24 protein-coding genes and 3 pseudogenes are annotated in these 24,177 nt (G+C 68.8%); 10 read left to right on the plus strand and 17 right to left on the minus strand.

What is annotated here, in order from left to right:
- The first annotated feature begins 116 nt into the window (after positions 1-116).
- Positions 117-1,073 carry a GlxA family transcriptional regulator gene (locus tag OIC96_RS01470; RefSeq protein ID WP_330309716.1) on the plus strand — a complete coding sequence of 319 codons (957 nt, stop codon included), beginning with the start codon at positions 117-119 and terminating at the stop codon, positions 1,071-1,073.
- 107 nt (positions 1,074-1,180) lie between these two features.
- Entirely contained in the window at positions 1,181-2,179 is a 999-nt protein-coding gene (gap, locus tag OIC96_RS01475; RefSeq protein WP_330309715.1) for a type I glyceraldehyde-3-phosphate dehydrogenase, read from the plus strand.
- Positions 2,180-2,706: 527 nt separating this feature from the next.
- Here the strand turns inward: gap and OIC96_RS01480 are convergent.
- On the minus strand, positions 2,707-3,087 hold the full coding sequence (locus OIC96_RS01480; RefSeq protein WP_330309714.1) for a VOC family protein: 381 nt from the start codon (positions 3,085-3,087) through the stop codon (positions 2,707-2,709).
- A 240-nt stretch (positions 3,088-3,327) separates the two neighbouring features.
- Between OIC96_RS01480 and OIC96_RS01485 the strand changes: the two are divergent.
- Positions 3,328-3,839: pseudogene (locus OIC96_RS01485) on the plus strand (transposase); the annotation flags it as partial.
- An 87-nt stretch (positions 3,840-3,926) separates the two neighbouring features.
- Here the strand turns inward: OIC96_RS01485 and OIC96_RS01490 are convergent.
- Complete coding sequence (locus tag OIC96_RS01490; protein WP_330309713.1) at positions 3,927-4,427, minus strand: hypothetical protein; 501 nt, start codon at positions 4,425-4,427, stop codon at positions 3,927-3,929.
- 299 nt (positions 4,428-4,726) lie between these two features.
- Complete coding sequence (locus tag OIC96_RS01495) at positions 4,727-5,146, minus strand: MarR family winged helix-turn-helix transcriptional regulator (protein ID WP_330309712.1); 420 nt, start codon at positions 5,144-5,146, stop codon at positions 4,727-4,729.
- 61 nt (positions 5,147-5,207) lie between these two features.
- Between OIC96_RS01495 and OIC96_RS01500 the strand changes: the two genes are divergently transcribed.
- Positions 5,208-6,008 (plus strand): alpha/beta fold hydrolase, encoded by an 801-nt coding sequence (locus OIC96_RS01500; protein ID WP_330309711.1) that lies wholly within the window; start codon positions 5,208-5,210, stop codon positions 6,006-6,008.
- Between the two features lie 341 nt (positions 6,009-6,349).
- Here the strand turns inward: OIC96_RS01500 and OIC96_RS01505 are convergent, their stop codons facing one another.
- Together OIC96_RS01505 and OIC96_RS01510 are read right to left on the minus strand one after the other, a co-directional pair.
- A complete protein-coding gene (locus OIC96_RS01505) occupies positions 6,350-6,610 on the minus strand; it encodes a hypothetical protein (protein WP_330309710.1) in 261 nt (86 codons plus the stop codon).
- Positions 6,611-7,484: 874 nt separating this feature from the next.
- The gene (locus OIC96_RS01510) at positions 7,485-8,186 is read right to left on the minus strand and encodes a 2-phosphosulfolactate phosphatase (RefSeq protein ID WP_330309709.1); all 702 of its coding nucleotides are present in this window, start codon (positions 8,184-8,186) and stop codon (positions 7,485-7,487) included.
- A gap of 178 nt (positions 8,187-8,364) precedes the next feature.
- Between OIC96_RS01510 and OIC96_RS01515 the strand changes: the two are divergent.
- Positions 8,365-8,514, plus strand: a pseudogene (locus OIC96_RS01515) (VOC family protein); the annotation flags it as partial.
- Positions 8,515-8,558: 44 nt separating this feature from the next.
- Here the strand turns inward: OIC96_RS01515 and OIC96_RS01520 are convergent.
- The 10 genes from OIC96_RS01520 to OIC96_RS01565 form a co-directional block, all read right to left on the minus strand.
- Positions 8,559-9,206: a class I SAM-dependent methyltransferase gene (locus tag OIC96_RS01520; RefSeq protein ID WP_330309708.1), complete on the minus strand. Its 648-nt coding sequence runs from the start codon at positions 9,204-9,206 to the stop codon at positions 8,559-8,561.
- A 42-nt stretch (positions 9,207-9,248) separates the two neighbouring features.
- The gene (locus tag OIC96_RS01525) at positions 9,249-9,473 is read right to left on the minus strand and encodes a hypothetical protein (protein WP_330309707.1); all 225 of its coding nucleotides are present in this window, start codon (positions 9,471-9,473) and stop codon (positions 9,249-9,251) included.
- 47 nt (positions 9,474-9,520) lie between these two features.
- Positions 9,521-10,174: a class I SAM-dependent methyltransferase gene (locus OIC96_RS01530; RefSeq protein ID WP_330309706.1), complete on the minus strand. Its 654-nt coding sequence runs from the start codon at positions 10,172-10,174 to the stop codon at positions 9,521-9,523.
- 241 nt (positions 10,175-10,415) lie between these two features.
- Positions 10,416-10,742, minus strand: a complete 327-nt coding sequence (locus tag OIC96_RS01535; RefSeq protein ID WP_330309705.1) for a hypothetical protein — start codon at positions 10,740-10,742, stop codon at positions 10,416-10,418.
- 322 nt (positions 10,743-11,064) lie between these two features.
- Positions 11,065-11,418 carry a VOC family protein gene (locus OIC96_RS01540; protein ID WP_330309704.1) on the minus strand — a complete coding sequence of 118 codons (354 nt, stop codon included), beginning with the start codon at positions 11,416-11,418 and terminating at the stop codon, positions 11,065-11,067.
- Between the two features lie 106 nt (positions 11,419-11,524).
- Positions 11,525-13,096, minus strand: coding sequence for an MFS transporter (locus tag OIC96_RS01545; RefSeq protein ID WP_330309703.1), 1,572 nt, complete (start codon positions 13,094-13,096; stop codon positions 11,525-11,527).
- A gap of 58 nt (positions 13,097-13,154) precedes the next feature.
- Positions 13,155-14,507, minus strand: a complete 1,353-nt coding sequence (locus OIC96_RS01550; RefSeq protein WP_330309702.1) for an alpha/beta hydrolase — start codon at positions 14,505-14,507, stop codon at positions 13,155-13,157.
- 163 nt (positions 14,508-14,670) lie between these two features.
- Entirely contained in the window at positions 14,671-15,531 is an 861-nt protein-coding gene (locus tag OIC96_RS01555; protein ID WP_330309701.1) for a PaaX family transcriptional regulator, read from the minus strand.
- Between the two features lie 213 nt (positions 15,532-15,744).
- Positions 15,745-16,383 carry an NADPH-dependent F420 reductase gene (locus tag OIC96_RS01560; protein ID WP_330309700.1) on the minus strand — a complete coding sequence of 213 codons (639 nt, stop codon included), beginning with the start codon at positions 16,381-16,383 and terminating at the stop codon, positions 15,745-15,747.
- A gap of 207 nt (positions 16,384-16,590) precedes the next feature.
- Positions 16,591-17,571 (minus strand): threonine ammonia-lyase, encoded by a 981-nt coding sequence (locus tag OIC96_RS01565; protein WP_330309699.1) that lies wholly within the window; start codon positions 17,569-17,571, stop codon positions 16,591-16,593.
- Between the two features lie 311 nt (positions 17,572-17,882).
- On the opposite strand from OIC96_RS01565, the gene OIC96_RS01570 reads away from it, so the two are divergent.
- The 4 genes and pseudogenes from OIC96_RS01570 to OIC96_RS01585 all read left to right on the plus strand — a co-directional run bounded on the left by OIC96_RS01570 (position 17,883) and on the right by OIC96_RS01585 (position 20,530).
- Positions 17,883-18,131: a transposase gene (locus OIC96_RS01570; RefSeq protein ID WP_330462117.1), complete on the plus strand. Its 249-nt coding sequence runs from the start codon at positions 17,883-17,885 to the stop codon at positions 18,129-18,131.
- Positions 18,124-18,741 carry a TOPRIM nucleotidyl transferase/hydrolase domain-containing protein gene (locus tag OIC96_RS01575; RefSeq protein ID WP_330309697.1) on the plus strand — a complete coding sequence of 206 codons (618 nt, stop codon included), beginning with the start codon at positions 18,124-18,126 and terminating at the stop codon, positions 18,739-18,741. The genes OIC96_RS01570 and OIC96_RS01575 overlap by 8 nt, the downstream gene beginning before the upstream one ends.
- A gap of 53 nt (positions 18,742-18,794) precedes the next feature.
- A pseudogene (locus OIC96_RS01580) lies at positions 18,795-19,040 on the plus strand (IS256 family transposase); the annotation flags it as partial.
- A 206-nt stretch (positions 19,041-19,246) separates the two neighbouring features.
- Complete coding sequence (locus OIC96_RS01585; protein ID WP_330309696.1) at positions 19,247-20,530, plus strand: NAD(P)/FAD-dependent oxidoreductase; 1,284 nt, start codon at positions 19,247-19,249, stop codon at positions 20,528-20,530.
- Positions 20,531-20,615: 85 nt separating this feature from the next.
- On the opposite strand, the gene OIC96_RS01590 is transcribed toward OIC96_RS01585, so the two are convergent.
- Together OIC96_RS01590 and tnpA are read right to left on the minus strand one after the other, a co-directional pair.
- Complete coding sequence (locus tag OIC96_RS01590) at positions 20,616-22,091, minus strand: hypothetical protein (RefSeq protein WP_330309695.1); 1,476 nt, start codon at positions 22,089-22,091, stop codon at positions 20,616-20,618.
- Positions 22,092-22,546: 455 nt separating this feature from the next.
- Positions 22,547-22,894: an IS200/IS605 family transposase gene (tnpA, locus tag OIC96_RS01595; protein WP_330309694.1), complete on the minus strand. Its 348-nt coding sequence runs from the start codon at positions 22,892-22,894 to the stop codon at positions 22,547-22,549.
- 26 nt (positions 22,895-22,920) lie between these two features.
- On the opposite strand from tnpA, the gene OIC96_RS01600 reads away from it, so the two are divergent.
- Complete coding sequence (locus tag OIC96_RS01600) at positions 22,921-24,144, plus strand: RNA-guided endonuclease InsQ/TnpB family protein (RefSeq protein WP_330309693.1); 1,224 nt, start codon at positions 22,921-22,923, stop codon at positions 24,142-24,144.
- Positions 24,145-24,177: the final 33 nt, after the last annotated feature.

The raw sequence follows: 24,177 nt of genomic DNA on the forward strand, positions 1-24,177 counted from the left end.
GTTGGCCGGGTGGGACGGGCGGTGGACTGCAACGTGGAAGTCAGCCCGGCCGGTGTGTCGTGTGCCCGGTCCGCGCCGTGGGCGTATCGAGGTCACGCCCCACGTAACCTCTTCCTGTGCCTGCACCCCGCCTGCATCGCGTCGCCGTCCTTGTGCTCGAGGGTGCGAAGCCGCTCGATGTCGGAATTCCCGCGCAGGTTTTCACGACCCGCGCGAGCATGCCGTACGAGGTGCGGGTGTGCGGGGCGACACCCGGTCTCGTGACCGGCGGCGATGGCCTCGCGTACTACGTCGCCCACGGCCTCGACGCGCTTGCGTGGGCCGACATCGTCTTCATCCCCGGCTACCGGTTCCCGGACCGCGACGACCCGCCGCAGGCCGTCGTCGAGGCACTGATCGCGGCCCACGACCGGGGCGCGCGGCTCGCCGCCATCTCGACGGGCGCCTTCGCGCTCGCCGCCACGGGCCTGCTCGACGGCAGGCGCGCCACGACGCACTGGCACTACACGCGGGCACTCGCGGCCAGGCATCCGCTCATCCAGGTCGACGAGAACGTGCTGTTCGTCGACGAGGGCAGCGTGCTCACCTCGGCCGGCGCCGCCTCCGGCATCGACCTGTGCCTGCACATCGTGCGCGGCGACCTCGGAGTGGCCGCGTCCAACCACGCGGCCCGGCGTCTGGTTGCCGCCCCCTACCGCAGCGGCGGCCAGGCCCAGTACGTACCGCACAGCGTCCCCGAGCCACTCGGCGAGCGGTTCGCCGCCACCCGCGAGTGGGCGCTGCACCGGCTCGGCGAGCCCCTCACCCTCGACACACTGGCGCGGCAGGCCGAGGTCTCGCCGCGCACGTTCTCCCGGCGCTTCGTCGAGGAGACCGGCTACACGCCGATGCAGTGGGTGATGCGCGCCCGCATCGACCTGGCCCGCGAACTGCTCGAGCGCTCGCAGCGCAGCGTCGAACAGATCGCCGCCGACGTGGGGCTCGGCACCGGCGCGAACCTGCGCCTGCACTTCCAGCGCATCCTCGGCACCACACCGAGCGAGTACCGGCGCACCTTCACCCGGGGCGAGTGATCCGCCCGGCACCGCGTGGCGGGATCCTTTTGAACCATGGCGATCTCGCCACTGTCAGCGGCGCGAGCCGCGGGCGACCCTGGTGGCGAAGGGAAGGGACATCACTCATGACTCGCATCGCCATCAACGGATTCGGCCGCATCGGACGCAATGTGCTGCGCGCGCTGCTGGAGCGCGACAGCGCCCTCGAGGTCGTCGCCGTCAACGACCTGACGGAGCCCGCCACTCTCGCCCGGCTGCTCGCCTACGACAGCACGGCCGGCCGGCTCGGGCGCCCGGTGACCGTCGACGGGGACGCCCTCGTCGTCGACGGCCGTCGGATCACGGTGCTGGCCGAGCGCGAACCGGCGCAGCTGCCGTGGGCCGAACTCGGCGTGGACATCGTCCTGGAAGCCACCGGCCGCTTCACCTCGGCCAAGGCCGCCCGTTCCCACCTCGACGCGGGCGCGAGGAAGGTTCTCGTCAGCGCGCCGTCGGACGGCGCCGACGTCACGCTCGCGTTCGGGGTCAACACCGACGCCTACGACCCGGCCGTGCACACGATCGTCTCGAACGCCTCCTGTACCACCAACGCGCTCGCGCCGCTGGCCGCGGTCCTCGACGAACTCGCCGGTATCGAGCACGGGTTCATGACGACGGTGCACGCCTACACGCAGGAGCAGAACCTGCAGGACGGTCCGCACCGCGACGCCCGTCGCGCCCGAGCCGCCAGCGTCAACATCGTGCCGACCACGACCGGCGCCGCCAAGGCGATCGGGCTGGTGCTGCCGAACCTCAACGGCAAGCTGTCGGGCGACTCGATCCGCGTACCGGTGCCGGTGGGCTCGATCGTCGAACTGAACACGACCGTCGCCCGCGACGTGACGCGCGACGACGTGCTGGCGGCGTACCGCGCCGCAGCGGAGGGGCCGCTCGCCGGCATCCTCGAGTACTCGGACGACCCGCTCGTGTCGTCCGACATCACGGGCAATCCCGCCTCGTCGATCTTTGACTCGGCCCTCACCCGCGTCGACGGCCGCCACGTCAAGGTGGTCGCGTGGTACGACAACGAGTGGGGCTTCTCGAACCGCGTGATCGACACGCTCGAGTTCCTCGCCACCCGCTGACCGGACGCCGGGGTGGTGCCCCGCCTCCGGCAACCGCGCCGGCCAGCACTTCCTTTGGGCGCTCTGGTTGACCAGTCGGGCCAACCAGAGCGCTCAGTCACCGAAGCGGGTCCGCCCGGCTTCCGGAGGGTGCGGGAGCGCCACGGCCGGTCAAGACACTCTTCGAGCGTCGCCCCGCGATGGCCTATAGCGACCCCTGACAGTCCGCGACGCCCCTCGAATCTGGCGGCTATCAGACGGACCCGCCGCCTGATCCCGTCGATGAGCTGCCGTCTCGTCCACGCTGACGGCCGACCCGAACACCTGGGCACAGGCAACAGCGATTCCAGCCGCGCCCACTGCTCATCGGTCAAGCCAAGCCGCCTCGTCACCGCCAGGGTGGCCACGAGGTCTCCGGTGTTCAGGTTCTTCTTGGCCGATGAACCCTCTACCGGAGACCTCACTTGCTTCACGATCACGACACGCCCGTCGCGCCGGACTTCGCGGCAGACCCCAAGTCCCTGCTGCCGAGACGTGACCGATGAGCATCAGAGTGCGGCGAGGCGGGCCTTGAGCAGACAGAACTCATTGCCCTCGGGGTCGGCCAGGACGTGCCACGGCTCCTCCCCTGTCTGGCCGATGTCGGCCGGGCGAGCACCGAGCTTGAGAAGGCGTTCGAGCTCGGCGTCCTGATCGCGGTCGGTGGCGTTGACGTCGATGTGCAGCCGGGATTTCCCCTTCTCCGGCTCATCCCTGCGACTGAGGAAGATCGTCGGCTGCAGACCGCCGAACCCTTCGCGCGGCCCGATCTCCATCGAGCCGTCGTCCTCGCGACCGAGCACGACGAAGTCCAGGACCTCGCACCAGAACCGCGCCAGCGCCTCAGGGTCGCGGCAACCGAGCACGAGCTCACTGATACGACATGCCATCGACGAAACCTACTCTCAGCGTGGGAACTGCAGGGGAGGCCACACGCGAACCTCGCGGCGCCCAGCAGCGAAAACAATCCCGCGACCGTACCGGACGAGGCGAGCACGGGCGAAGTGATTTCAGGGAGGGCTGCCCCTGTCCGGGCAGCCGGGCAAGGCCGTTGGCCGTGCAGTCGGGAAGCCGACTTTGCGACACGTCCTGAGACCGTGTCCTATGTGGGCGGCGTCGTTGGTCTCGGTATGGGGCGGGGGACGTGGAGCTGGATTGTTCCGGACGGGTTGTGGGAGATCGCAGAACCGCTCATCCCACCGTCGAGGGAGCGGCCACAGGGCGGCGGGACGCAGGACACTCCTGATGAGACGCTGTTCGCGGCCATCATCTACGTCCTGTTCAGCGGGTGCGCTTGGCGGGCTCTACCACCCTGCTTCGGGGTATCGAAGTCGACGGCCCATCGGCGCTTCCTGATCTGGTCGAGGGCCGGAGTCCGGGGCCGGCTCCACGAGGAGATCCTGCACCGGCTCGACGACGCCGGCCTCCTTTATCTCTCACGTGCCGTCCTCGACTCCGCCCACGTCCGCGCTAAAAGGGGGGGGGCGAACTCACAACGCCTCCACGGCGACAAGGCATACGACATCCCCCACCTGCGGAAATGGTGACGCGGCAGACGGATCGGTGTCCGCATCGCCCGCAAGGGCGTCGAGTCGTCGCAACGGCTCGGACGGCGCCGGTGGTGGTCGAGAGGACGATGTCCTGACTGACCGGCTACCGGCCCAAGAATCGCCTCAAGGCTATCGAACGCGACTCCAACGTCGCCTGAACGAGAAACGCGGCCGAGTACTCAACGGGCGGGTAGCCCGGCCCGGTCCCGCCAGTAGTCCGGATCGCGGGGGTCTGCCAGCCAGCCCAACAGCCGGTCGGCGCCTGCCTGAAACGCCTGACTCAGCGATGTCTCACCGCCGATGACCACATGCAGGCCATCGGCGTCATGAGTCGCATGGTCGACGTCACACCAACAGGCCACGTTCACCACCGCGCTGACCGACAGCTCTCCCTGGTCCGTCCAGGAGACATCGAGCAGGAACTCAAGTTGATCGCCCGGACCAGCAGGCCCGGCGATGTCCGCGAGCAAGATCACCGCAGCACCTGGCCCCGGGCCGGGGAACGCGGCGTGATGTGATGCCCACAGCCATTCCGGCTCAGGCTCTCCTATGCGTGCCTCATCAATCGTGCGGGCCGCGCGCCGCAGGACCTCTGTCTCACTGGCCGAGAGCTGTGGGAAAAGCGCGGGCAGCGGGACAGCATCCCAGGGACCACCAGCCATGACCATGAACCCGATCATCCAATCCTCGGGCAGGGGCCACAAGAAGTCCGAGCCTTCGGCCGACCATTCAACCCGTCGCCAAGCCGGGCACGTTCACTCGTACCATGCCGGCCCATTCCCGTCGGCGAGTTTGGTCTGCGTACGCAGGTACTTGTCGGCGACGGGTGAACCCGTGGTTCTGGATCACGTTTGCGGCTGGCTCGGCTGTCAGCGGCCACTCGAATTTCCGCAGGGATGGCCAACTTCGATGTCACGTTCAGTGGCGAACGTGAGGGCTGATCGCAGTACCGGTTGCCCTCGACGTCCAGCCATCCGGACTACGCGCCCCCGCGTTCGTCGATGCGTTGAAGCAGGTCGAGCAGGGTCGCGCGGTCAGCCGGGGAGAGCGCGGAGTAGCACGCGGCGAGGACCTCGTCGGCGATCTGATGCCCTGCTTTGAGGACCCGTTCACCGGCGGGAGTGAGATAGTGCTCGATCCGTCGACCGTTGCCCGGCCGGCGCTCGATGAGGCCCTGGGCCGCACAGCGGCCGGCGAGCGTTCCGAATGCCTGCTCGCTCTGGAACGTCGCCGCAGCAAGTGCGCGGGCCGATGCCCCGGGTGAGCGGCTGATCGCGCGGAGGGCATCCCACTGGGCCAGCGTCGTGCCGGCAGTCGCGAGCCGGCTGTCGAGCGCCCGGTGCTGCTGGTACTGGGCGTACTTGACGGCTCTTCCAAGGGCTTGCAGTTCATCGGGCATGGAACCAGTCTAGGCGATGACTAAGCTAGCTTATATAAACATCTTTAGTTAGGGTGGGGGCATGTTCACAGACCACGCGGTTGCGCAGTACCCAGACCTGTCCCTCACCCTGTCCGAGGCCGGCACCGGCAGGCCCGCCCTGATCCTGCACGGCGGCGGGGGGCCGGCCACCGTCGCCGGGCTCGCGGGCCATCTCGCCGAGACCATGCACACCATCACACCCATACACCCCGGCTGGGACGGCACCCCCCGCCCTGCATGGCTGACCGGCATCGACGATCTCGCGCTCGCCTACCTGCACTACCTCCAAGACCTCGGGCTACGCGATGTGCTCGTCGTCGGCTCCTCGCTCGGCGGCTGGACCGCCGCCGAGATGGCCGTGCGCGACACCGCGGGAATCATCACGGGACTCGTCCTGATCGACGCTGTCGGAGTGCACGTCGAGGCCGAACCGATCACCGACTTCTTCGCCCTCGACGCCCACGGCGTAGCCGAGTACGCCTGGCACGACTCGGCCCGCTTCTACCGTGACCCCGCCGGCATACCCGCCGAACAACTCGCCGTTCAGCAGGGCAACATGGCCACCATGCGCGTCCTCGCGGGCGACCCCTCCATGCATGACCCCAAACTGCTCCGCCGGCTGCGGCGTATCGACCTCCCCACTCTCCTGCTCTGGGGAGAGAGCGACCGCATCGTCACCCCCGCCTACGGCGCGGCATACGCCAACGCCTTCGGCAACGGTCGACTCCAGGTCATCCCTGAAGCAGGCCACCTGCCCCAGATAGAACAACCGGAAGCCACCTTCGCCTGCATCGACAGCTACATTCGCCACCTGAGCGCCAACTCCATCAACTCGCATTGACCGTTGGAGGCGGTCGATCCGACGGGCCAGCGCCTGATAGCGGGCCAGCCAACTGATCCGGGTATTCGTCCCGGCGTCACGGTGTGCCCCTGCGTGCCCCCGCGGAAGACAACCTCGCCGCAGCGGGTCCAGATCTGCTGCGCGCGACGGGGAAGGCGGAGGAGCCCTACAGGCTGCTCGACCCCGCAGACGTCGTCATCGAGCCGGCGGCGGAATGGTTCGCCGGACTGCACGCGTGCTCCAAGCCGGCGACCACGATCCGGTCGTACGGCATGGATCTGCTGCGCTGGTACAGGTTTCCTGTGGATGCTGGAGATCCTGTGGGACAAGGCGCCCCCTGCTCAGGGAGCGGGAGGCGCGGCCGCGATCCCAGGTCCAAGTGTCTTGGAGCCGGGGAGGGCCAGGACGTCGGCGAATAAGTCGGCGAGGGTCTGCTTGCTCTTTCCCCAGTCGTAGAGCTGCCCAGGGATCTCCGCTTGCGCGTCCAGGGTGGTGCTGCGGTTGGCACTGCGGTCGATGCGTACCTGTAGTACGCCGCCGAAGGTCTTGCGGTCGGAGGGGATCTCGGCGATCAGGGTGCATCCGTCCTCCCGCTGCTCCACGGACTGAACTACTTGGCCGTGGAAAGCCATGGAGCACAGAACGGAGGCGATGACTCGGCCTATGGGTGCACGTATCTCAGCCGCCTGCGATTTGCCGGTTCGCCAGCCCCGCTTCAGTGCCCGCCCGCGCCCACGGGCTACGGCCCCACGGTGTATGGCCTTGCCGAGGGCCGGGAATACCACGGCTGCCGTCGCGAGAAATTCCTCAGCGCTCATGGGAACGCGTGCGTGTGCTGCGCAACTGCTGACTGCGTTGCGGACCACGGGGATGCTGATGATCACCTCGAAGCGGTGCTCATCGGCCCAGTCGGCGCTTGCGTCGACTCCATCGCCGTCTTGTGCTGCCGACATGGGCGCCTCGTGTCCGTGTTGTGGGACCAGAGCCAGGAGTCAACCACCGTGGGGCTGCCGAGATCAACACGCGCGTTCACGAACCTTGCCCGGCTACACCACGCGGCGGGACGCCATCGGCGACCCGAGCCGAGGCACGGGACTTCACCCGGTGGCTCCAACTCGCCCACGCCATGTGTGAGGCCGGTGAGATCCCCGATCCTCGCGAGGCCCAGATCGCCCGGCTCAAGGGCTCAAGGGCTCAAGGGCTCAAGGGCTCAAGGCAGAGAACACCAAGCTCAGGAACGGCTGCCTCAGGCAGCGCAAGAGGTCGATCAGCTCACGGACTTCCGCACCCAGGCCCCGGCCCGGCTCGCCGCACAGTACGAGGAGATCATCCGGCTCCGCGAAGCCGCCGCCGCAACAACAATTTGGGTCAGCCGCCTGCCGCCGCCCCGAACCACCGCCATCGGGACATGCAGTTGATACCGCAAGCCCGACAGGGTGCTCGCTCTCGCATGCTGGAAGTAGACCTCACCAGCGATCAGGCCGGGTCCTCGTCAGCCGGCGAAGGCGTCGCGTGTGGACGCAGGACCATGAGCGAGCCTTCCAAGGTCGCCACCATGGCAAAGGGGAACCGGTCGACCTCAAGACAGAGCGCAACGTCATCAGGATGGACTCCTTGGCGCACCCCCTCCGCCAGTTCGGCGGCGGCGCGCGACTCGGCAGCGCGGCGGAGGAACTCAGCAGCATCCGTTCCAGCCTCGGTGGCCCTCCGAGCGATGTATTGAGCGCACGCCAGATCTTCATCGGCCTGCCCATCGTCGCCAGTGACCACGAACGTGACACTGACACTCTCGCGCGTCCGCAAGAGCTGAGCCGTTGCCTCCGCCACCACGAAGCTGGCGCAGAGCACCAGCGGCGCCTCCTTGACGGCGAGGGCGCCGACCGTGCCTGCCGTGGTCTTCTGGACAACAGTCCGTCCGCCAAGGTCAACAGACCGCAGCAGGCCTGGTGAGTTGACCATGTCGAACCCGGGCGCGGGAGGACCGTCTTTGAGCGCCACCCAATCCGGGTGGCGGGCCTTGAGCGCCAGGGCTTGGTCCAGCGACTCAGCAAGAACGATCTTTTCCGCCCCCTGGGCAAAGGCCCAGGCAGCCACCGTGAAAGCACGCATGACGTCGACTACGACCGCCACGGACGGGGCTTCGACCAGCTCAGCGATGCCAAGGAAACTAGCGTCCATTCCGGTCATGATCGCGCATGCCTGACGCGAAGCCCCCGGAGAGTGATCCACATCACATCGACGGTATCGGAATGCGACACCTCCGACTGCCTGCGTCGCGAAAGCGGTCCGCAGCTACACGCCTGCTCAATCGCCACACCTGGGCTGAAGAGATGTCCAGCGGGCGGCGACGGAGTTCCAGGTCGCTGACGTGGACGCACGCCACGAGCGTCTGCTGGCCCGGGGTGTTGAGATTCTCAAGCCGCCGACAACCCAGCCGTGGGGACGCCGATCGGTGTGGCTGCGTGACCCAGACGGCAACATCGTCAACCTCTACCAGGAGGCGTGACGACTGGTCCCCACGCATCACTTCGATCATTGCCAGGACAGCCCTCAGGCTTTGCGGGCGAGCAGTTGAATCTCCTGGAACTGCCGTCGGTCGGTGGGCTGAGGCTCGCGAACCATCCGGGCCACTTCGGCCAACCCGGACTCGCGCAGCATCGCGGCGAGGTGATCAGGCCACCATCGATAGGCCGGCACGACAGCGTGATCGAAGACCTGCGTCGGGTGAGACGGATCATCGCTTGCCGAAAAGCCGACCAGAATGTGGCCGCCAGGTGCCAGAACGCGGTGGAACTCCGCCAAGATGGCGGGGAGTTCTTGCGGCGGAGTGTGGATGATGGACCAACGTGAGAGTGCGCCACCCAGCACGCCGTCAGCGATCTTCAACGCGGCCATCGAGCCCACGTCGAACCGCAGGCCCGGATAAGCCTGTCGAGCCAACTCGACCATCGCAGGAGAAGCATCAACACCAAACACCGCCAACCCCAACTCACCCAGATAAGCGGTGATATGGCCAGGACCACACCCCAAGTCGGCGACACGACCGTCCCCATCCGCACTTACGACCTCGGCGAAGGCACCCAGGATCGCGCGGTCCAAAGGCCTGTTACGCAGCTCGTCGCGGAACAGCTGCGCATAGGTGGGGGCAGCAACGTCATAGGCCTCGCGGGTGGCACTGAAGGCATCGTGTTCGACCATGCTCGCGACAGTAGTTCCTGGCGCTGAGACGGGCCGACAGAATCACGATCCCGCCAGTTCAGAGAAGCGTGTGTCAGATGCCCTCAACTCCGGTCCGATCCCGGCCAGATGCCCCGGCCAGAGGAGTTCGAGGACAGCGTTCTCGACCGCCTGAAGGGAGCAATGGAGCAGGGGTGGCTCGGCGAGGTCGCCGCCATCGGGACGCGCGTCGCCGACCCTGGTCGCCGCCGAAGGCGAGCTCTCCTCGATGCGTGAGATGACCGACAAGCACACCACCAGCAGCCTCGCTCAGATGCTGGCGCGGTTGCGGGTTCTTAGCCCGGGGTGGTCGGCGGTTCTGCAATGCCGATGAAGTTCCCGCCCATGGGCCGGATGCCGATCGACCACCCCAGCGCTGTGAGGTCGTCCGTGAGGGTCTGAGCATCATGGAATACCTTCACGATGCGGTACTGGCTGCCGTCATCGAGTCGGCGCAGCGCCGCCGGGGCCGGCTGGTTCGCGAGGACTTCCTCGTACGCGGCTGCGGCGGGGCCGTCGTCGATGAAGATCGCTTTGCCGCCTGGCGCGAGTGCGCCGGCGACGGTGTTCCAGAAGTCGGGCAACCGCGTCGGCGGGACATGGGAGAGCCAGAAGGCGAAGAACACGGTGTCGTAGCGTCGTGGCGGCTGCCACTGGAACAGGTCGGCCTGAAGGAACTGGACGGAGGGGGATGCGGTACGCGCCCGAGCGAGGGCCAACACTTCGGTTGCCGCGTCGACAGCTGTCACCGAATGCGCCCGCGCGGCGAGCAGGGGGGTCCACTGGCCCGTTCCGCAGGCCAACTCCAGCACATCCCCGGCAATCGGGAGGTCATCGACGACAGCCAGCAACCTCTGCAGGTCTTCGTACTCTGCATAGGGCCGGTCGTATTCGGCCGCGCCGGCCCTGTAGTAGGCCATCTGTTCTGCCAGGAGAGCATCGTCGTCCACGCAGGCTCCCTCTCATCCGGGTTCGGTCAGAGACAAGGGCTCAGGTCGCCGGCTTGATCGCCACAGACAGTGTCGGCCTTCACCTTTGGGCAAGGTCAAGAGCCATGAGGGCCTGGGGCCGCCCTCGCCGACTGACCCCGCACCCGCTGTCGCCAGAAGGACCACGCCAGGGGATAGCGAGTGGTGCCCGTTGACGTTCTTGTGGCCAGCGCGGGTCGAGAACACGCACTGAGCTTGCCGTTTAACCTCCAGCGCCCGGCGAGGCGGTCTCGTTTCCGGCCGCGAGGGTGACTTGGGCGGTCCACGACCGAGGCTCCTGGGGTAGATCCCAGTTCACCTCAACGTCGGTGCCGTGGAAGTCGCGTGCGAGTCCCGTCACCATCGCGGCCGCCGCGGCCCGCGCGTCTTGTGGGTCGGCGTTGATCGGCACGTCCAGGCGCCCGCAGAGCACTCCGCCTTCCACGGTGAGGACGCTGTGGCGCCAGCCGTCCGGCGTCGCCAACAGGACGATCCCCTTCGGAATGCCGAAGGGAGGCCGCTTCTCCTTCTCCTTCTTGCGCCTCACCATGCCGCTATCCAACATCGTCGGGTTCGCGGCGATGAGTTCGCGTGGAGGCTCAGCTGCCGCGGCACGGTTTGGTGCCTGTCTTGTGGTGAGCGGGGCGGACGTATGCCTCGCCGGTGGCGAGGCATACGTCCGACGTCGTGTTTCAACGCTGGGTGTCGGTACTTCACCCCGGGCGGCCGCCCGGGTCCCGCCCGGGCAGGTTTTGGTGTACGCGCTCATCGACCACATCGCCGAGGCCCAACGGGAAAGGCTGGCTCGGCGACGGGAAGGGCTTTGAGACCACCCTTGAGGGCGCCAAGGAAAAGCTAGCCCAAACGCTCAGTCACTGACGCCGCTGGCCAAGGACACAGAACTCGTTGCCCTCGGGGTCTGCCAAGACAACCCACGACTGATCACCCTGGCCGATATCAACACGCCGTGCGCCGTGAGCCACCAGACGAGCCACCTCGGCAGCCTGGTCATCAGGCCTGAAGTCGAGATGCAGTCGGCTCTTGGCCTTCTTGCTCTCTTCAAGCCGGACGAAGTCCAACCCCGGCAGGCGATCCGGCTCCGGGCGGATCTCGAACTCCTCATCAGAGGAGTGGACCACAACCCAACCAAGAGCATCGGCCCACCACTGCCCCAAGGCCACCGGATCCACCGAGTGAACAATTACCTGTTCCCATTCCAAGGTCATCCGCCGACCTTAGACCTGCCAGGGATCCGACAACAGACTCGCATGAAGAGGGCCAACTGACCTGCAGTTTGGCTTAGTTCGGAGAGCGGGTTCGCCCCTCGCCGTACTACTGCGCTGAGGAATCTTCACGTGAGACGGCTCGGCCGCGGAGTGTGGCCAGGGCCAGCAGGGCGGAGACCAGTGCGGCCGATCCGCAGACCACGAAGCCGATCGAGTAGCCGTGGCCGAGGGCGTCCATGGCAAGTGGGTGCAGGTCGGCCAGCTTCGGTGACGCCTCCGAGGCGCCGTTCACCGCGAGGGGGCCGCCCTCTTCCAGTACGGCCGTGCCCGCGCCCTTCAGTGCTTCTGGGAGGGCGGAGTCGTGCAGGGAGTCGGAGAAGTTGCTTGCCGCGCGGCTCAGGGCCACCGCACCGATGACGGCCGGGCCGAGGGTGAAGCCGAAGTCGCGCAGCAGGTTGGTGGTGGCGCTCGCCATGCCGGCCAGGTGCACCGGCACGGTGTTGACGGCCGTTGCCGTGATCGAGGAGACGGTGATGGCGAAGCCCAAGCCCACCAGGCCGAGCGGCAGGATCAGCGAGGTGAAGGCGGTGTCGGTGATCGGCAGTGTGGCCGCCAGGTAGTCGCCCGCCGCGATCAGCAGCAGTCCGCCGCCCAGCAACAGTCCCGGTGCCACCGTCCGCAGCAGCCGCTCCGTCAGCGGCAGCATCGCGAGCGTGATGCCGTTGAGCAGCACGAATGCCAGGCCCGTCCGCATCGGCGCCTGGTCCTGCACCGGGCCCAGGCGGATGCTGACGGAGTAGGCGGTGCCCAGGAAGGCGAACATCCCCACCACGGCCACGATCGAGGCGACCGCGAAGGCACGGTTGCGGAACAGGTCCAGGCGCAGCAGTGGGGACTTGGCGCGCTTCTCGGCCAGGACGAACGCGGCGAGGAAGAGCGCGGCCAGCACGAAGGCGATGACGATCGAGGGCGAGGCCCAGCCGTCCGTCGGGCCCTGGATGATGGCGTAGAGCAGGGAGAAGAGGCCCAGGCCGATGGTCAGTTGGCCTGCGATGTCGAGTGAACGGCCCTCGGGGGCACTGGAGTTGACGGCGAACCGGGCACTGACGGCGGCGCTCGCCGCGGCGACGGCGGTGACGACGACGAAGGACCAGCGCCACGAGCCGTAGGTGGCGGTGACGCCGCCGAGCAGCGGGGCGAGGAACCCGCCGGTGGACAGCAGGGCCGCCCACATCGCGATGACCCGGGCCCGCTGTGCGGGCGAGGTGGTGCCGGCGGCCAGGATGGCCAGCGAGGTCGGGAACAGGGCAGCAGCGCCCAGGCCGGCCAGGGCCTGTCCGGCCCACAGCTGGTGGACGCCGGAGGCGGTGGCGCTGACCAGCTCGCCCACGGCCAGCAGCGATGCGCCGCCGACCAACAGCCGCTTGCGGCCGAAGAGGTCGCCTAGCAGGCCGAAGGTCAGCTCCAGTACGGCGACCGGGAGCAGGAAGGCGTCGGAGATCCAGGTGAGCTGCGAGCCGACCGGGTGCAGGTCGGACTGGAACAGGCCGTTGAGAGTGGCCGGTATGGCCAGGCCGATCTGGGCGAGGCAGACGGCGAGGAGACCGGCGACCAGGGTGCCGGTGGTCAGGCCGGGGCCGGTGGCGGTGGCGGTTTTGGCGGAGGGTTCGGTCGTCATTGACACGGAGGGCTCCTGAGGGGCGGGAAGCTCGGGGTACGGAGGGGACGCTTCGCGATCAGCGGATGCCCGTCAGGCGACTGGGCCGGTAGTCGGTGAAGGCGGCGCCGTCGAGACCCAACTCGTCGGCGCTGTGCTGGAGTTCGCGCGCGGTCGCGGCGTCGTCCCAGTGCCCGGTGTCGAGCCGGTGCTCCACGGCGTGCAAGGCGGCGACCACTTCGGCGGTGGTGAAGTTGCAGTGGCCTTGGCGGGCGACGTAGGCCTGGCGCAGCAGCGCGGAGTCACCGGCCCTGCGCACCCGCTGGGCGAGGGCCGACTCCTGCTCGACGGGCACCAGTTGGTCGGCGGTGGTGTGGATGTCCAGCAACGGCACGGCCAGGCCCTGTCCGGCGGTGGAGGTCCGCTTCAGATGAGCCACGGCGGCCGGGTCGGCCGTGATGTCCGCACCGCGGGTGAGCTGGTTCAGGTCGGTGCGCAGGTTGAGCCCGGCGTCGCGGTAGAGGGCTTCGACCTGCTTGGCGTGGGCGGACTTGTGCAGGAGCCTGGCGTAGTCGACGCCCTTGTTCCAGGACGTGTTGCCGCCGGCGGACTGCTCCACCGACCAGCGCGCCGGGACGATGAAGCCGAGCAGGCCCTGGGCGAGCCAGGCGTACTGCTGCTGCTCCTGGCCCGCGAAGTCGTCGCGCGCGGGCGGCTGCTGGCCGGGAGCCCAGTCCGCCAGGTTGAGGTAGGCGGCGGCCAGGGCGATCCGGGCGCGCCCCGCCGGGGTCTGCTGCGCCGCCTCGACGGCCTTCGTGAGGCGGTCGGCGAGCGCGGTGGCGTCGGCCTGGCTGTCCGGGTTCACCAGGGCGTCGGCGTCGGCCGGGTCGAAGAACGTGGCCAGGGTGTACTCGGCGTCCAGTTGGTAGTTGTCCAGGTCGACGCCGCCCGCGACCAGGCCGCACAGGCCGAGCGCACCGTCGATGCGTCCCGCGCCGTCCCGGGCTGTCTGGGCGTTGATCAGGCCGCCCATGGACTGGCCCACCGAGATGACCCGGGTCGGGGTGCCGACCTGCCGGCGGAAGGCGGTGAGTGCGGCGAACTGGTCCCGCTCGGCCGAGTCGAGCGCCCACATCGAGCCGTTGGGGTCGTAGGAGGAGCCGACGAGGGCGTAGCCGGCGTCCAGCAGGGCCTGGTGCGCCGCGGTCGACGGGGCGTCGGCGGCGATGGTCGGTCCGAAGCCGTGGCTGAACAGCAGCAGGGTGCCGTTCCACTGCTCGGGTTTGTCCGCGATCCAGGTGGCGCCGTCGGACAGAGCGCCGGAGTAGTGCTCGGCGGTGGTGGCGTGGGCGCCGGTCGCGGGCCCGAGCAGGGCAGTCGCGAGGGCAGTCGCGCAGGCGGCGGCGAGGGTCGAAAGACGGGGTCGGGGCATGGCGGCGGCTCCGCGGGTCGAGTGGGGACCGAGTGGAGGAGCTAGTGGCACTAGCTGGAAGAGCGCTGCGAATGTAGGGCTCTTTTTTCATCGCCGTCAATAGACTGACCAATAATGAGCCAGACGGGTCCGCGTGCGGACGCGCGGGGCCCGGGAGCGGGGGTCAGTCCAGCGTCAGGGTGTCCAACAGGCGTGCGGCCTCGCGCGCCGCCGGGCGCTCCCAGCGGCTGGCCAGACCGCGGAAGACGGTCTCCGCCTGGGCGGCGGGCCAGTCCGCCGGCAGGTGCTCTGCGGGCAGATGCGGGTCCCGTCGCACCAGGTCCAGCCAGTCGGTGTGCAGCAGGAGCTGGCCTGCAAGCTCGTCGCCGGAGGCCGCGGCGGGCAGCGGGTCGGTGCGGTCCCAGCGCTCCAGGAACACCCGGTACCGTGCACCGATGGCCGGCACGTCGAACGCCTGCTCCAGCACCTCGCGGACGTCGGTCGGCGACTCCACCTCGGCCCGGAACACCCTCAGATACGCCTCCAGGCCGAGACCCGCCACCATCTCGCGAACGTCGACGCGCGCCGGGGCCACCCACAGGCCGTTCTGCAGCGGACCGAAGCCCGCCCAGATCAGGCGGGAACGCAGATCGTGCCGTTCACGGCTCCACGCCTCGGGCAGCGAGAAGCCCACCATCGTCCACCGGCCGTCCCAGTCCCGGTTGACCGCGCCGGTGCGCCAGATGCGGTCCCTGCCGTCCGTCAGCACCTGCACGGCGTGTGACGTCAGCCCGAAGTAGGTCTTCCGGCCCTGGCGGTGACGCTCCAGCAGACCTCGTTTGACCATCCGGTTCAGCGTGGTCCGCACCGCGTCCTCAGTGCTGCCCACCCGCCCGAGAGCAGCGATCACGCTGCCCGACGACACGGCGATGGGCCGCCCCAGCACGTGAGCGCCGAAGAAGGTCAGCATCAGGGACTGGGTGCGCGGCTCGGGACCGCTCTCGGCGGTGGCTCCCGCTGCGACATCGACACTGGTCACCGCCACAGCGTAGGCCCGGAGCGGGCGCGAGCCGCCTCAACCCCAGAAAGCGTGTCATTTCCGTGACGGACATCGATGAATAGACCAATATTGCTGGTCGGGGCACGAGGTGGAGGGCGAAAGGAAGAGCCGCATTCCGCCAGAAGGCCCTGAGGTGGCCTTGTTCGGCAACGCGCGGCAGCGGCGGCCCGATCAGACCGTCGCCGCAGGAGGCCGCGGTCAGGGCAGGATCTTGATCGCGCTGCCCCAGTTGGTGCCGAGCGCCTGCTGCATGGCCATGTGCAGGAACTGGAGTGCCTCCAACTCGCGGGCGCGCCGGAGCGGGCCGGCGTCGAGCGGCCGCAGGCCACCGGAGGTGACCAGGTCGGACACCTTCTTCTTCGCCATCTCGTCGTCGCCGGCGATGAACACGTCCAACGGTGTGCCGTCGACCTCACCCGCGACGAGCAAGCCGGCGAAGGTGGTGTTGAACGCCTTGACGACGGTGACGCCGTCAGCGGCGGCGGCAGCGACCTCCTCGGCCGCCGAGGTGCCGGGCGGGGTCACCAGCGAGTCGAACGTGGCGAAGTCGACGGGGTTGGAGATGTCGACGACGACCTTGCCGACGAGCTCGTCACCACGGGCGGCGACCACATCCCTGCCCGCCGGATACGGCAGCGCGAGGACGACGATGTCGGCACCGTCGACGCCGTCCGCGGCCTCCACGTCGGCGCCCGGGACCCGTTCGCGCAGCACGTCGACGAGCGCCTCGGTTTTGGTCGCGTCCTTGCCGACGAGGCGGACACGATGCCCGCCGGTGAGCGCGCGGGTCGCGATACCGCCGGCCATGTTGCCGGGACCGATGAGGGTGATCTGCATGTCAGGGCTCCTTCGGGGACGGCCGCTCAGGGGTGTAGCCCGATACGGAGACGCGGCCGCAGCAAACGAAATATCTGCTTCCTCAGACAACCCTGCGTGATGTGCCGTGGCCGCGCATCCAAGGTCAGCCAAACAGAGCGCGGACGGTGCAGCATCTTTACGGACCGCTCAGGACAGCGGTTCTCCGTGCGCCGCGCGGAGCAATGGTCAAGACCCGTGGAGGGGAGCCGCACCGACCCAGCGGTGATAGGCGGCTACGTCGACGTTGCTGCCGCACACGATGGTGACTACGTGCCGGCCGGCGAAGCGGTCACGGTCTTCGAGGATCGCCGCGATGCCGAGCGCGGCCGACGGTTCGACGACGAGGCCGGCGTGGTCGAGGAGCATCCGCATACCGGCGATGATCGACGCCTCCTGGACCAGGACGGCGTCGTCAGCGACCAGGAGGAGGTCGTCCAGGACCGCCGGAAGGGGACACCGGCCGGCGACGCCGTCAGCGATGGTGTCGGTCGAGTCGGTGGTGACGACGCGCCGCCTGCGCCACGAGTGCGTCATCGCCGGTGCGCCCAGCGGCTGGACGCAGATCACCTCGGCTTCGGGCGCCAAGGCCTTCACCACATGACCCACACCGGTGGCCAGCGCCCCGCCGCCGAGAGCGATCAGGACGGCGTCGAACGACGACACGGTGTCCACCAGCTCCAGGCCGATGGTCGCCGCGCCCTCACAGGTCTCGATGTCCAGGCTGTCTTCGACCAGCCGGATGCCGTCGTACCGCGCTATGGCCGCCGCCCGCTCGCGAGCCATCTCGTGGTCGCCGTCCACCAGCTCCAACCTGGCGTCCAGCGCGCGGATGCGATCAAGCTTGGCCACTGTCGCAAAGCGGGACGCCACCACGGTCACGTCGAGCCCCCGGCCGCGACCGGACCAGGCGAGGGCCTGGCCAAGATTGCCCGCGCTGGCGCACACCACGGCTCGCGAGCCATGGTCGGCGAGCAGACTCGCGACGACCTCGGTGCCGCGGGCCTTGAAGCTGCGGACCGGATTCGCCGTTTCGAGCTTGATGCTCACCGTGCACCCGAGGTCGGGCTCCAGCGCCTCGCAGCGGTACAGCGGAGTGTCGAGAAACATCGGGTCGATGACCCGGCGAGCCGCCCGGATCCGAGCGGTGTCGAGGCGCGTCTCCTGCACGACACGGCAGCGTAGTGCCGCCGGCGCTGTTCCATCGAGTAATTGTCAATTCCTGCGGGTCGGTTGAGGTTGATCAGGCCGCGTGAGCCTCGGGGCGTTCGAGGAGGTGGCTGCGTTCGAAGCGGGCTCCGGCGCGGACGAGAGCGACGAGGTGGGGTGCGTTCACGGATCGCCGGCGTGCGCCCGCGGGGCCCGGGTGCCCCCGCCGTGGCCGGTCTCGCGGTCGACTCGTGGCTGCGCCCCACGCCGGGGCTGCGCCATGAGGAGCCGGCCACCCTGGCGGTGGCGCTCAGGTGAACCGTGCGCCGGGCGTGAAGCTGCTGCCGGCAAGCGCGGCCGAACCCAGCGCACGTGGTGAGCAGCACGAACGACCTGCTCGCGGCCGACCCCGGCGGGAGGTGCTGGCGGCGATCATCTTTGCGGTGGCCTCGGGCTGCACGTGGCGGCGGCTTCCTCCTTCGATCGGACCGTCGGGCTCCACTGCTCACCGCCGATCGGCACGCCGGTGGAAATTCTCTACCGTGGTGGCCGGGAAGGGCGCAGACTCGTCTCGTGGCTGACATGGGGTCGTTCCGGGAGGCGGTCATCGCGTGGGCGGCCGGTGGCCCCGGTGATCCCGCGCGCGAGCTGGCCGCGCAGCTGCCCGTCCGGGCAGCCGTCCTGCTCGAAGGGCCGAGCGACGTCGCAGCGGTCAGCGCGCTGGCCGCGAGCCGCGGCCGGAACCTGGCGGACGAAGGAGTCTGCGTCCTGCCGATGGGCGGTGCGATGAGCGTTGGGCGCTTCGCCCGCCTCCTCGGGCCACCCGGCCTGGGCCTCCGCCTCACGGGACTGTGCGACGAGGCGGAGTATCGCTACTACGCCCGCGCCTTGGAGCAGGCCAGTGCGGCACAGCAAGGGTTCTTCGTCTGCGCGGCGGATCTGGAGGACGAGCTCATTCGCGCACTGGGCGTGACACGGGTGGAGGAACTCGTCCGGGCGGAGGGCGACCTGCGCGCCCTGCAGACCTTCCTGCGCCAGCCCGCACAGCAGGGCCGCACCTCGCAGCAACAGTTGCGGCGCTTCCTCGGCACGAAGAAGGGGCGCAAGATCCGCTACGGCCGCGTCCTCGTCGAAGCCCTCCACCCCGACCGCGTTCCCGCCCCACTCGACGGCTTGCTCACCAGCCTCTGACCGCTGGGCGACGTCAAACTCGGCGTTGCAGCGCGGGCCGGGAAGGCACGCCCGTGCTGAGCGGAGTGAACGCTGCCGGCACCACAAGTCCGGCTCCCTGATCGACAAAGAACGTCCGCGAAGGCGCCCGCCGAACGCCGGCCGCCGCGCTGGAGGCGGAAGTCAGCCAGTACATAGCCGAGTTGGCCGCCGAACGCGATGAGCGCGGGCACCGCCTGGTGGTCCGCGACGGCCGCCACCGGCCCCGCACGGTCGTCACCGCGGCCGGTCCGGTCGAGGCCGCCGCGCCCCGGGTGAACGTCCCCGAGGCCCAGCTGGCCGCGCTGGTCCGCTCCGGCGCGAGATTCGAGAACGGCGCCTTGGTCGAACGCACCGAGGGGGCCACCTCAGCCTGATCACACAGCACCCGATCCACCACCCTTGACAACGGTTCATGCACCTGACAGCAGTGGCACCGCACCACTTCCATGAACGGCACCACACCCCGAGGGGGGGCGATCAGCTCATGACCAAGCCTGAGAGCGCGGGATACGACTACGACGTCGTCATCAGCGGAGCCAGCCTCGCCGGCAGCGCCGCGGCGCTCTTGCTCGCTCGACGCGGTGTCCGCGTCGCACTGCTGGAACGCCGCTCGGACCCCAAGGCGTACAAGGTCCTTTGCACCCACTCCATCCAGGCCGACGCCTACCCGGTGCTGGACGAACTCGGCCTCATCCCCGCTCTTGAGAAGGCGGGAGCCGTCCGCAACGAGGCTCGCTGGTACACGCGCTGGGGATGGATCGAGCCGAGGGCCGCGCCGGAGGGCCCCGAGCTGCCGTACGCGTACAACATTCGGCGCAGCACCCTCGACCCGCTGATCAGGTCGCATGCGGCGGAGACCCCTGGCGTCGATCTACTTCTCGGTCATCATGTGACCGGGCTGGTCCGGGAAGCCGGGCGAACCTTGGGGGTGCGCGCGGCGACACCACAGGGCGAGCGCGAGATCCGGGCCCGCCTGGTGGTCGGCGCCGATGGCAAGGACTCGGCCGTGGCGAAGTTCGCCGAGGTGCCCGCCCGGCTGTACGAGAACGGGCGGTTCGGCTATCTCGCGCACTTCCGGAATCTTCCGCTGCACGGCGGGATCGGTCACGCCTGGTTCCTCGAGCCCGACATGGCGTACGCGTTTCCGAACGACGACGGAGTGACGGTCATCGCGGTGCTCCCGGACAAGAAGCGGCTGCCGGCCTTCCGGGAAGACCTGGAGGGCAGCTTCTTCGAGTTCGTCCGCGCCCTGCCCGAGGCACCGCCCATCGACTCCGCCGAGCGCATCACGAAGATCACCGGTGCCGTCAACTACCCGCTTCACAGCCGCAGTCCGACCGCACCGGGCGTCGCGTTCATCGGCAACGCCGCCCTGACCGGCGATCCCCTGTGGGGAGTGGGATGCGGGTGGGCTCTGCGGTCCGCGCAATGGTTGGCAGAGGCGGTGGCCTCGGCCGCGACCGGTCGGGGCGACCTCGACAGGGCGCTCGTGATGTATGCGCGCAGACACCGGCGCCGACTGCGCGGTCACCAGTACCTGGCCGCCGACTTCGCCAAGGCCCGTCCGTTCAATCCCTTGGAGCGGCTGATGTTTTCGGCGGCAGCGCGCGATGAGTCGATGGCGCGGCACGTGCATCTGTTTGCATCCCGCCTGATCGGTCCGCTGCGGTTCTTGAACCCCGTGGCGCTGGCCAAGGCTTCGGCCGTCAACATCAGGCATCGCGGGGCGACTGGGCCAACCGCGCACCTGTCACACACAGGGTCATGACCGGCTGCCCTCCTCCCCCTTCACTCGCCGACGAAAGCTTCCACAGAAAGGAGAGCACTGAACCTGGCCGACACCGGCGGTGGGCTCACTGCAGAGCCGCGCGGGCCAGCCCACTGAGGTCGAGCAGTCCGTGAAGGCGCTCGGTGGACACGCTCGGGTTGGCTGCCGCCCCTTCTGCCGTCTCGGAGTTCTCCAAAAGTGTCCAGGTCAGATCGGGAGGCAGGAGGGGGTTGGCGGCGGCGGCTCGACGTACACGGGCCTCGGGGTCGGTGAGCAGGCGGATGGGCGGCTGGTCCAGTGTGGTGTCGGCGGCGGCCAGTGCGCGCACGTCGGGATCCTCGTGGTCGAGGAAGCGTTGCAGTCCGGTGCGGGGCAGATGAGGCAGCGTCAGCAGATACGGGCGCCGACGGGGAGCGGCGAGGAAGGCGTCGAGGACGATGTCGGGCGGCGCGAGCGGGTGGTTGTAGGCGAGCAGGTGCCGCACATGCGGGTCGGGGTCGCCGGCCAGACGCTTCACCAGTTCCTCCGGGAGGCTGGGCCAGGTTGCGGCGACTCGGCGGAGCAGGGGATGCACGGAGACGGCGCACGCTTCGTACCAGCTCGCGTCCGGCTCTGCGAGCATCTCGGCGACCGGCCCGATCTCCTCGGCAGTGCGGCCGACTATCCCGTCGATGGCACCGCGTTGCGCCCAGGTGCGCGGCAGCGGCTGCAGCAGTGCCCGCGTGCGCACCGCGCCGTGGGGATCATCGGCCAGTTCCGCCAGCAGTGAAGGATTGAGGTCGGCCCTGCCGGCCACGCGTGCGCGCACGCTGGGATCGGGATGGCGCGCAAGACGCGCGACGGCGTCGGCGGGTGTGTGACGGTTGCGCGCCAGACTCAGCAGGTCGCGTCCGGCGGCGAGGCACGCCTCGACCACAGCGCGGGAGACGGCGTATTCGCCGAGCAGGAGACCCCGGTGGTGGCAGTCAGGTTCGGGCAGTTCGGCCTCCATGCTCGCGGCATCCAGGACCCGGCTTTCCACTCGCGCGGCGTCGCGCACTCCGGGGTCGGGGTCGGCCAGCAGGGCATCGCGATGGCCGGGGGTGAGCCAGAGCCACAATCTGGCCGCGCGGACTCGGAGTTCGGGGTTCGTGTGATCCGCCATCTTGTGCTGGTAGGAAGGCGGTATCTGCCCTGAGAACTCCAGTTCCTGTCTGATCTCGTCCGCTGTGAGGATCCGGTCCTGCTCGATGTCGCCCTGCGCGGTCAGCAAGGTTTCCAGGACATCTTCGGGAAGTGCTTCAACCCTGCCCAGCCGCGGGTAGGGGCCTGAGGCGAGAGCACCGCGCACGCGAGGGTCGGGGTCGTTGACCAGCCGACCGCGCTGCACGGGACCAACATGGTGATTGCGGGCGAGTCCTCGGCGGACGGCCCGCTCCGGATGTGTGATCACCGCGTCGACGACGTCCGCGGGAAGATCGCGCTCCTCGCAAAGGACCTTCCAGGCTGCGCACGCAGCCGGATCCAACAGGCGTAGCAGGACCTCGGACGGCGCGGCTGGGTTGGCCGCGACGCCCCGCAACCACAGTTCTGCAAGGGAGGAGGGCATCGGGACATCGTGCCAGCGATCACCGGGCCAAGTCGACACTCCCAGCAGCCGCCGCCGACCTCCGGAAACTCATGGGAGCGCGTGGCAGGCCTGGCGAACGTCAGGTCGCCAGGCCCTGGTGACCGGTGACGTCGACCGGTGAGCCGGCCGGCCACTGGCTTCTCCGCAGTGAGACGACGTCGGGATGAGAGGGGACGGCCGGTCGGGCGGCTTCCAGGGTGGCCGGCAACCCGGAGTGCAAGCGTGGGCGGCCGGCCCGCTACCAGGATTCATTCGCAGTGCTCCGGCCTTCAGGCCGGGGGTGAAGCGAATCTGATGGTGGCGACGCGGCGCGTCGCGGATTCTGGTCCGGCGGAGCCGGATGGTGCATCTTCACCACCGTGGCGCGGAGCGTCGCGATGACTGGTTCCGGCGGAGCCGGACGGTGCTCAAACGGGCCGGTTCTGCTGTTCGATGTATCGCTTGACCACGGAGAGCGGGGCGCCGCCGACGGTGCCGGCGAAGTAGGGCCCGGACCAGCACTTGAGGGAGTTGACGAGCCTTGTGGCAGCGATCTTGGGCGGGAAGTCGACCAGGAGGTGGACGTGGTTGTCCTCGCCGTTGAACTCCACCAGCTCGCCCTCGAAGTCCGCACACACCGACCGCATGATCTCCTCCATGCGTGTCAGATGAGCATCCGTGAACACCTTGTGCCGGAACTTGGTCACAAAGACCACGTGCACATGCATCACGAGAACACAGTGCCGGGCAGTTCTGATCTTCTGTATCCCGCCCATTGATCCAAGTGTCTAGCGTGGCTGTCATGCAGCTCCGGTACGCCTTCAGGTTGTACCCGGACTCCGGCCAGCGTGTCGCGCTGGCGAGGGCGTTCGGGTGCGCCCGCGTCGTGTTCAACGACGCCGTGCGCGCCCGCGAACACGCCCGCACAGCGGGCGAAGCCTTCCCGAAGGCAGGCGAGCTGTCGAAGAAGCTCATCACCGAGGCGAAACGGACCGAGGCACGGTCCTGGCTCGGCGAGGTCTCCGCCGTCGTGCTCCAGCAGGCGCTGCGCGACGCGGAAGCCGCCTACCAGAACTTCTTCGCCTCCCTCAAGGGCGCACGCAAGGGCCCGAAGGCGGGTACGCCCCGCTTCAAGTCCCGCAAGGACACCCGGCAGTCGATCCGCTTCACGGCCAACGCCCGCTGGTCGATCACCGACAGCGGGCGGCTGAACCTTCCCAAGGTCGGCGCGGTGAAGGTGAAGTGGTCACGGACCCTGCCCACCCAGCCCTCCTCGGTCACCGTGATCAAGGACGCGGCCGGGCGGTACTTCGCCTCCTTCGTCATCGACACCGACCCGCACACCGACGCCACCCGGATGCCCGACACCGACCAGACCATCGGCATCGACCTGGGACTCACCCACTTCGCCGTCCTCTCCGACGGCACGAAGATCGACTCCCCCAGGTTCCTGCGCCGCGCGGAGAAGAAACTCAAGAGGGCCCAGCGGGAGCTGTCCCGCAAGCAGAAAGGCAGCAGGAACCGTGAGAAGGCCCGCCTGAAGGTTGCCCGCGCCCACGCGAAGGTGACCGACGCGCGCAAAGAATTCCACCACCAGCTCTCCACCCAGCTGATCCGCGACAACCAAGCGATCGGTGTGGAAGACCTGGCGGTCAAAGGACTCGCGCGCACCAGGCTGGCCAAGAGTGTGCATGATGCGGGCTGGGCGCAGTTCGTGGCCATGCTGGATTACAAAGCGGTCAGGTACGGGCGGACCCTGGTGAAGATCGGCAGGTTCGAGCCGACCAGCCAGACCTGCTCCGCGTGCGGGGCCAGGGACGGCCCCAAACCCCTCCACATCCGGGAATGGACCTGCGCCGCCTGCGGCACGGTCGATGACCGGGACCACAACGCCGCGAAGAACGTCAAAACGGCCGCCGGACTGGCGGTTACAGCCTGCGGAGCGCCGGTAAGACCAGGACTCGTCCCGGCACAGCGCGACGAAACAGGAAGCCACGGACTCTCCACCGAACCCTGTGCCGCGTAGCGGCACAGCAGCCGGTAGGGAAGGCAGAATCCT

The organism is Streptomyces sp. NBC_00775 (genome assembly GCF_036347135.1).
Lineage (GTDB): Bacteria > Actinomycetota > Actinomycetes > Streptomycetales > Streptomycetaceae > Streptomyces > Streptomyces lutosisoli.

Coding starts and splice junctions, on each gene's coding strand:
- OIC96_RS01480 (WP_330309714.1), bottom strand. CDS start 3,087: ATGGCATGTCGTATCAGTGAGCTCGTGCTCGGTTGCCGCGACCCTGAG.
- OIC96_RS01495 (WP_330309712.1), bottom strand. CDS start 5,146: ATGCCCGATGAACTGCAAGCCCTTGGAAGAGCCGTCAAGTACGCCCAG.
- tnpA (WP_330309694.1), bottom strand. CDS start 22,894: ATGGGCGGGATACAGAAGATCAGAACTGCCCGGCACTGTGTTCTCGTG.
- OIC96_RS01490 (WP_330309713.1), bottom strand. CDS start 4,427: ATGATCGGGTTCATGGTCATGGCTGGTGGTCCCTGGGATGCTGTCCCG.
- OIC96_RS01540 (WP_330309704.1), bottom strand. CDS start 11,418: ATGACCTTGGAATGGGAACAGGTAATTGTTCACTCGGTGGATCCGGTG.
- OIC96_RS01535 (WP_330309705.1), bottom strand. CDS start 10,742: ATGGTGAGGCGCAAGAAGGAGAAGGAGAAGCGGCCTCCCTTCGGCATT.
- OIC96_RS01550 (WP_330309702.1), bottom strand. CDS start 14,507: ATGCCCCGACCCCGTCTTTCGACCCTCGCCGCCGCCTGCGCGACTGCC.
- OIC96_RS01560 (WP_330309700.1), bottom strand. CDS start 16,383: ATGCAGATCACCCTCATCGGTCCCGGCAACATGGCCGGCGGTATCGCG.
- OIC96_RS01520 (WP_330309708.1), bottom strand. CDS start 9,206: ATGGTCGAACACGATGCCTTCAGTGCCACCCGCGAGGCCTATGACGTT.
- gap (WP_330309715.1), top strand. CDS start 1,181: ATGACTCGCATCGCCATCAACGGATTCGGCCGCATCGGACGCAATGTG.
- OIC96_RS01600 (WP_330309693.1), top strand. CDS start 22,921: ATGCAGCTCCGGTACGCCTTCAGGTTGTACCCGGACTCCGGCCAGCGT.
- OIC96_RS01545 (WP_330309703.1), bottom strand. CDS start 13,096: ATGACGACCGAACCCTCCGCCAAAACCGCCACCGCCACCGGCCCCGGC.
- OIC96_RS01510 (WP_330309709.1), bottom strand. CDS start 8,186: ATGGACGCTAGTTTCCTTGGCATCGCTGAGCTGGTCGAAGCCCCGTCC.
- OIC96_RS01500 (WP_330309711.1), top strand. CDS start 5,208: ATGTTCACAGACCACGCGGTTGCGCAGTACCCAGACCTGTCCCTCACC.
- OIC96_RS01585 (WP_330309696.1), top strand. CDS start 19,247: ATGACCAAGCCTGAGAGCGCGGGATACGACTACGACGTCGTCATCAGC.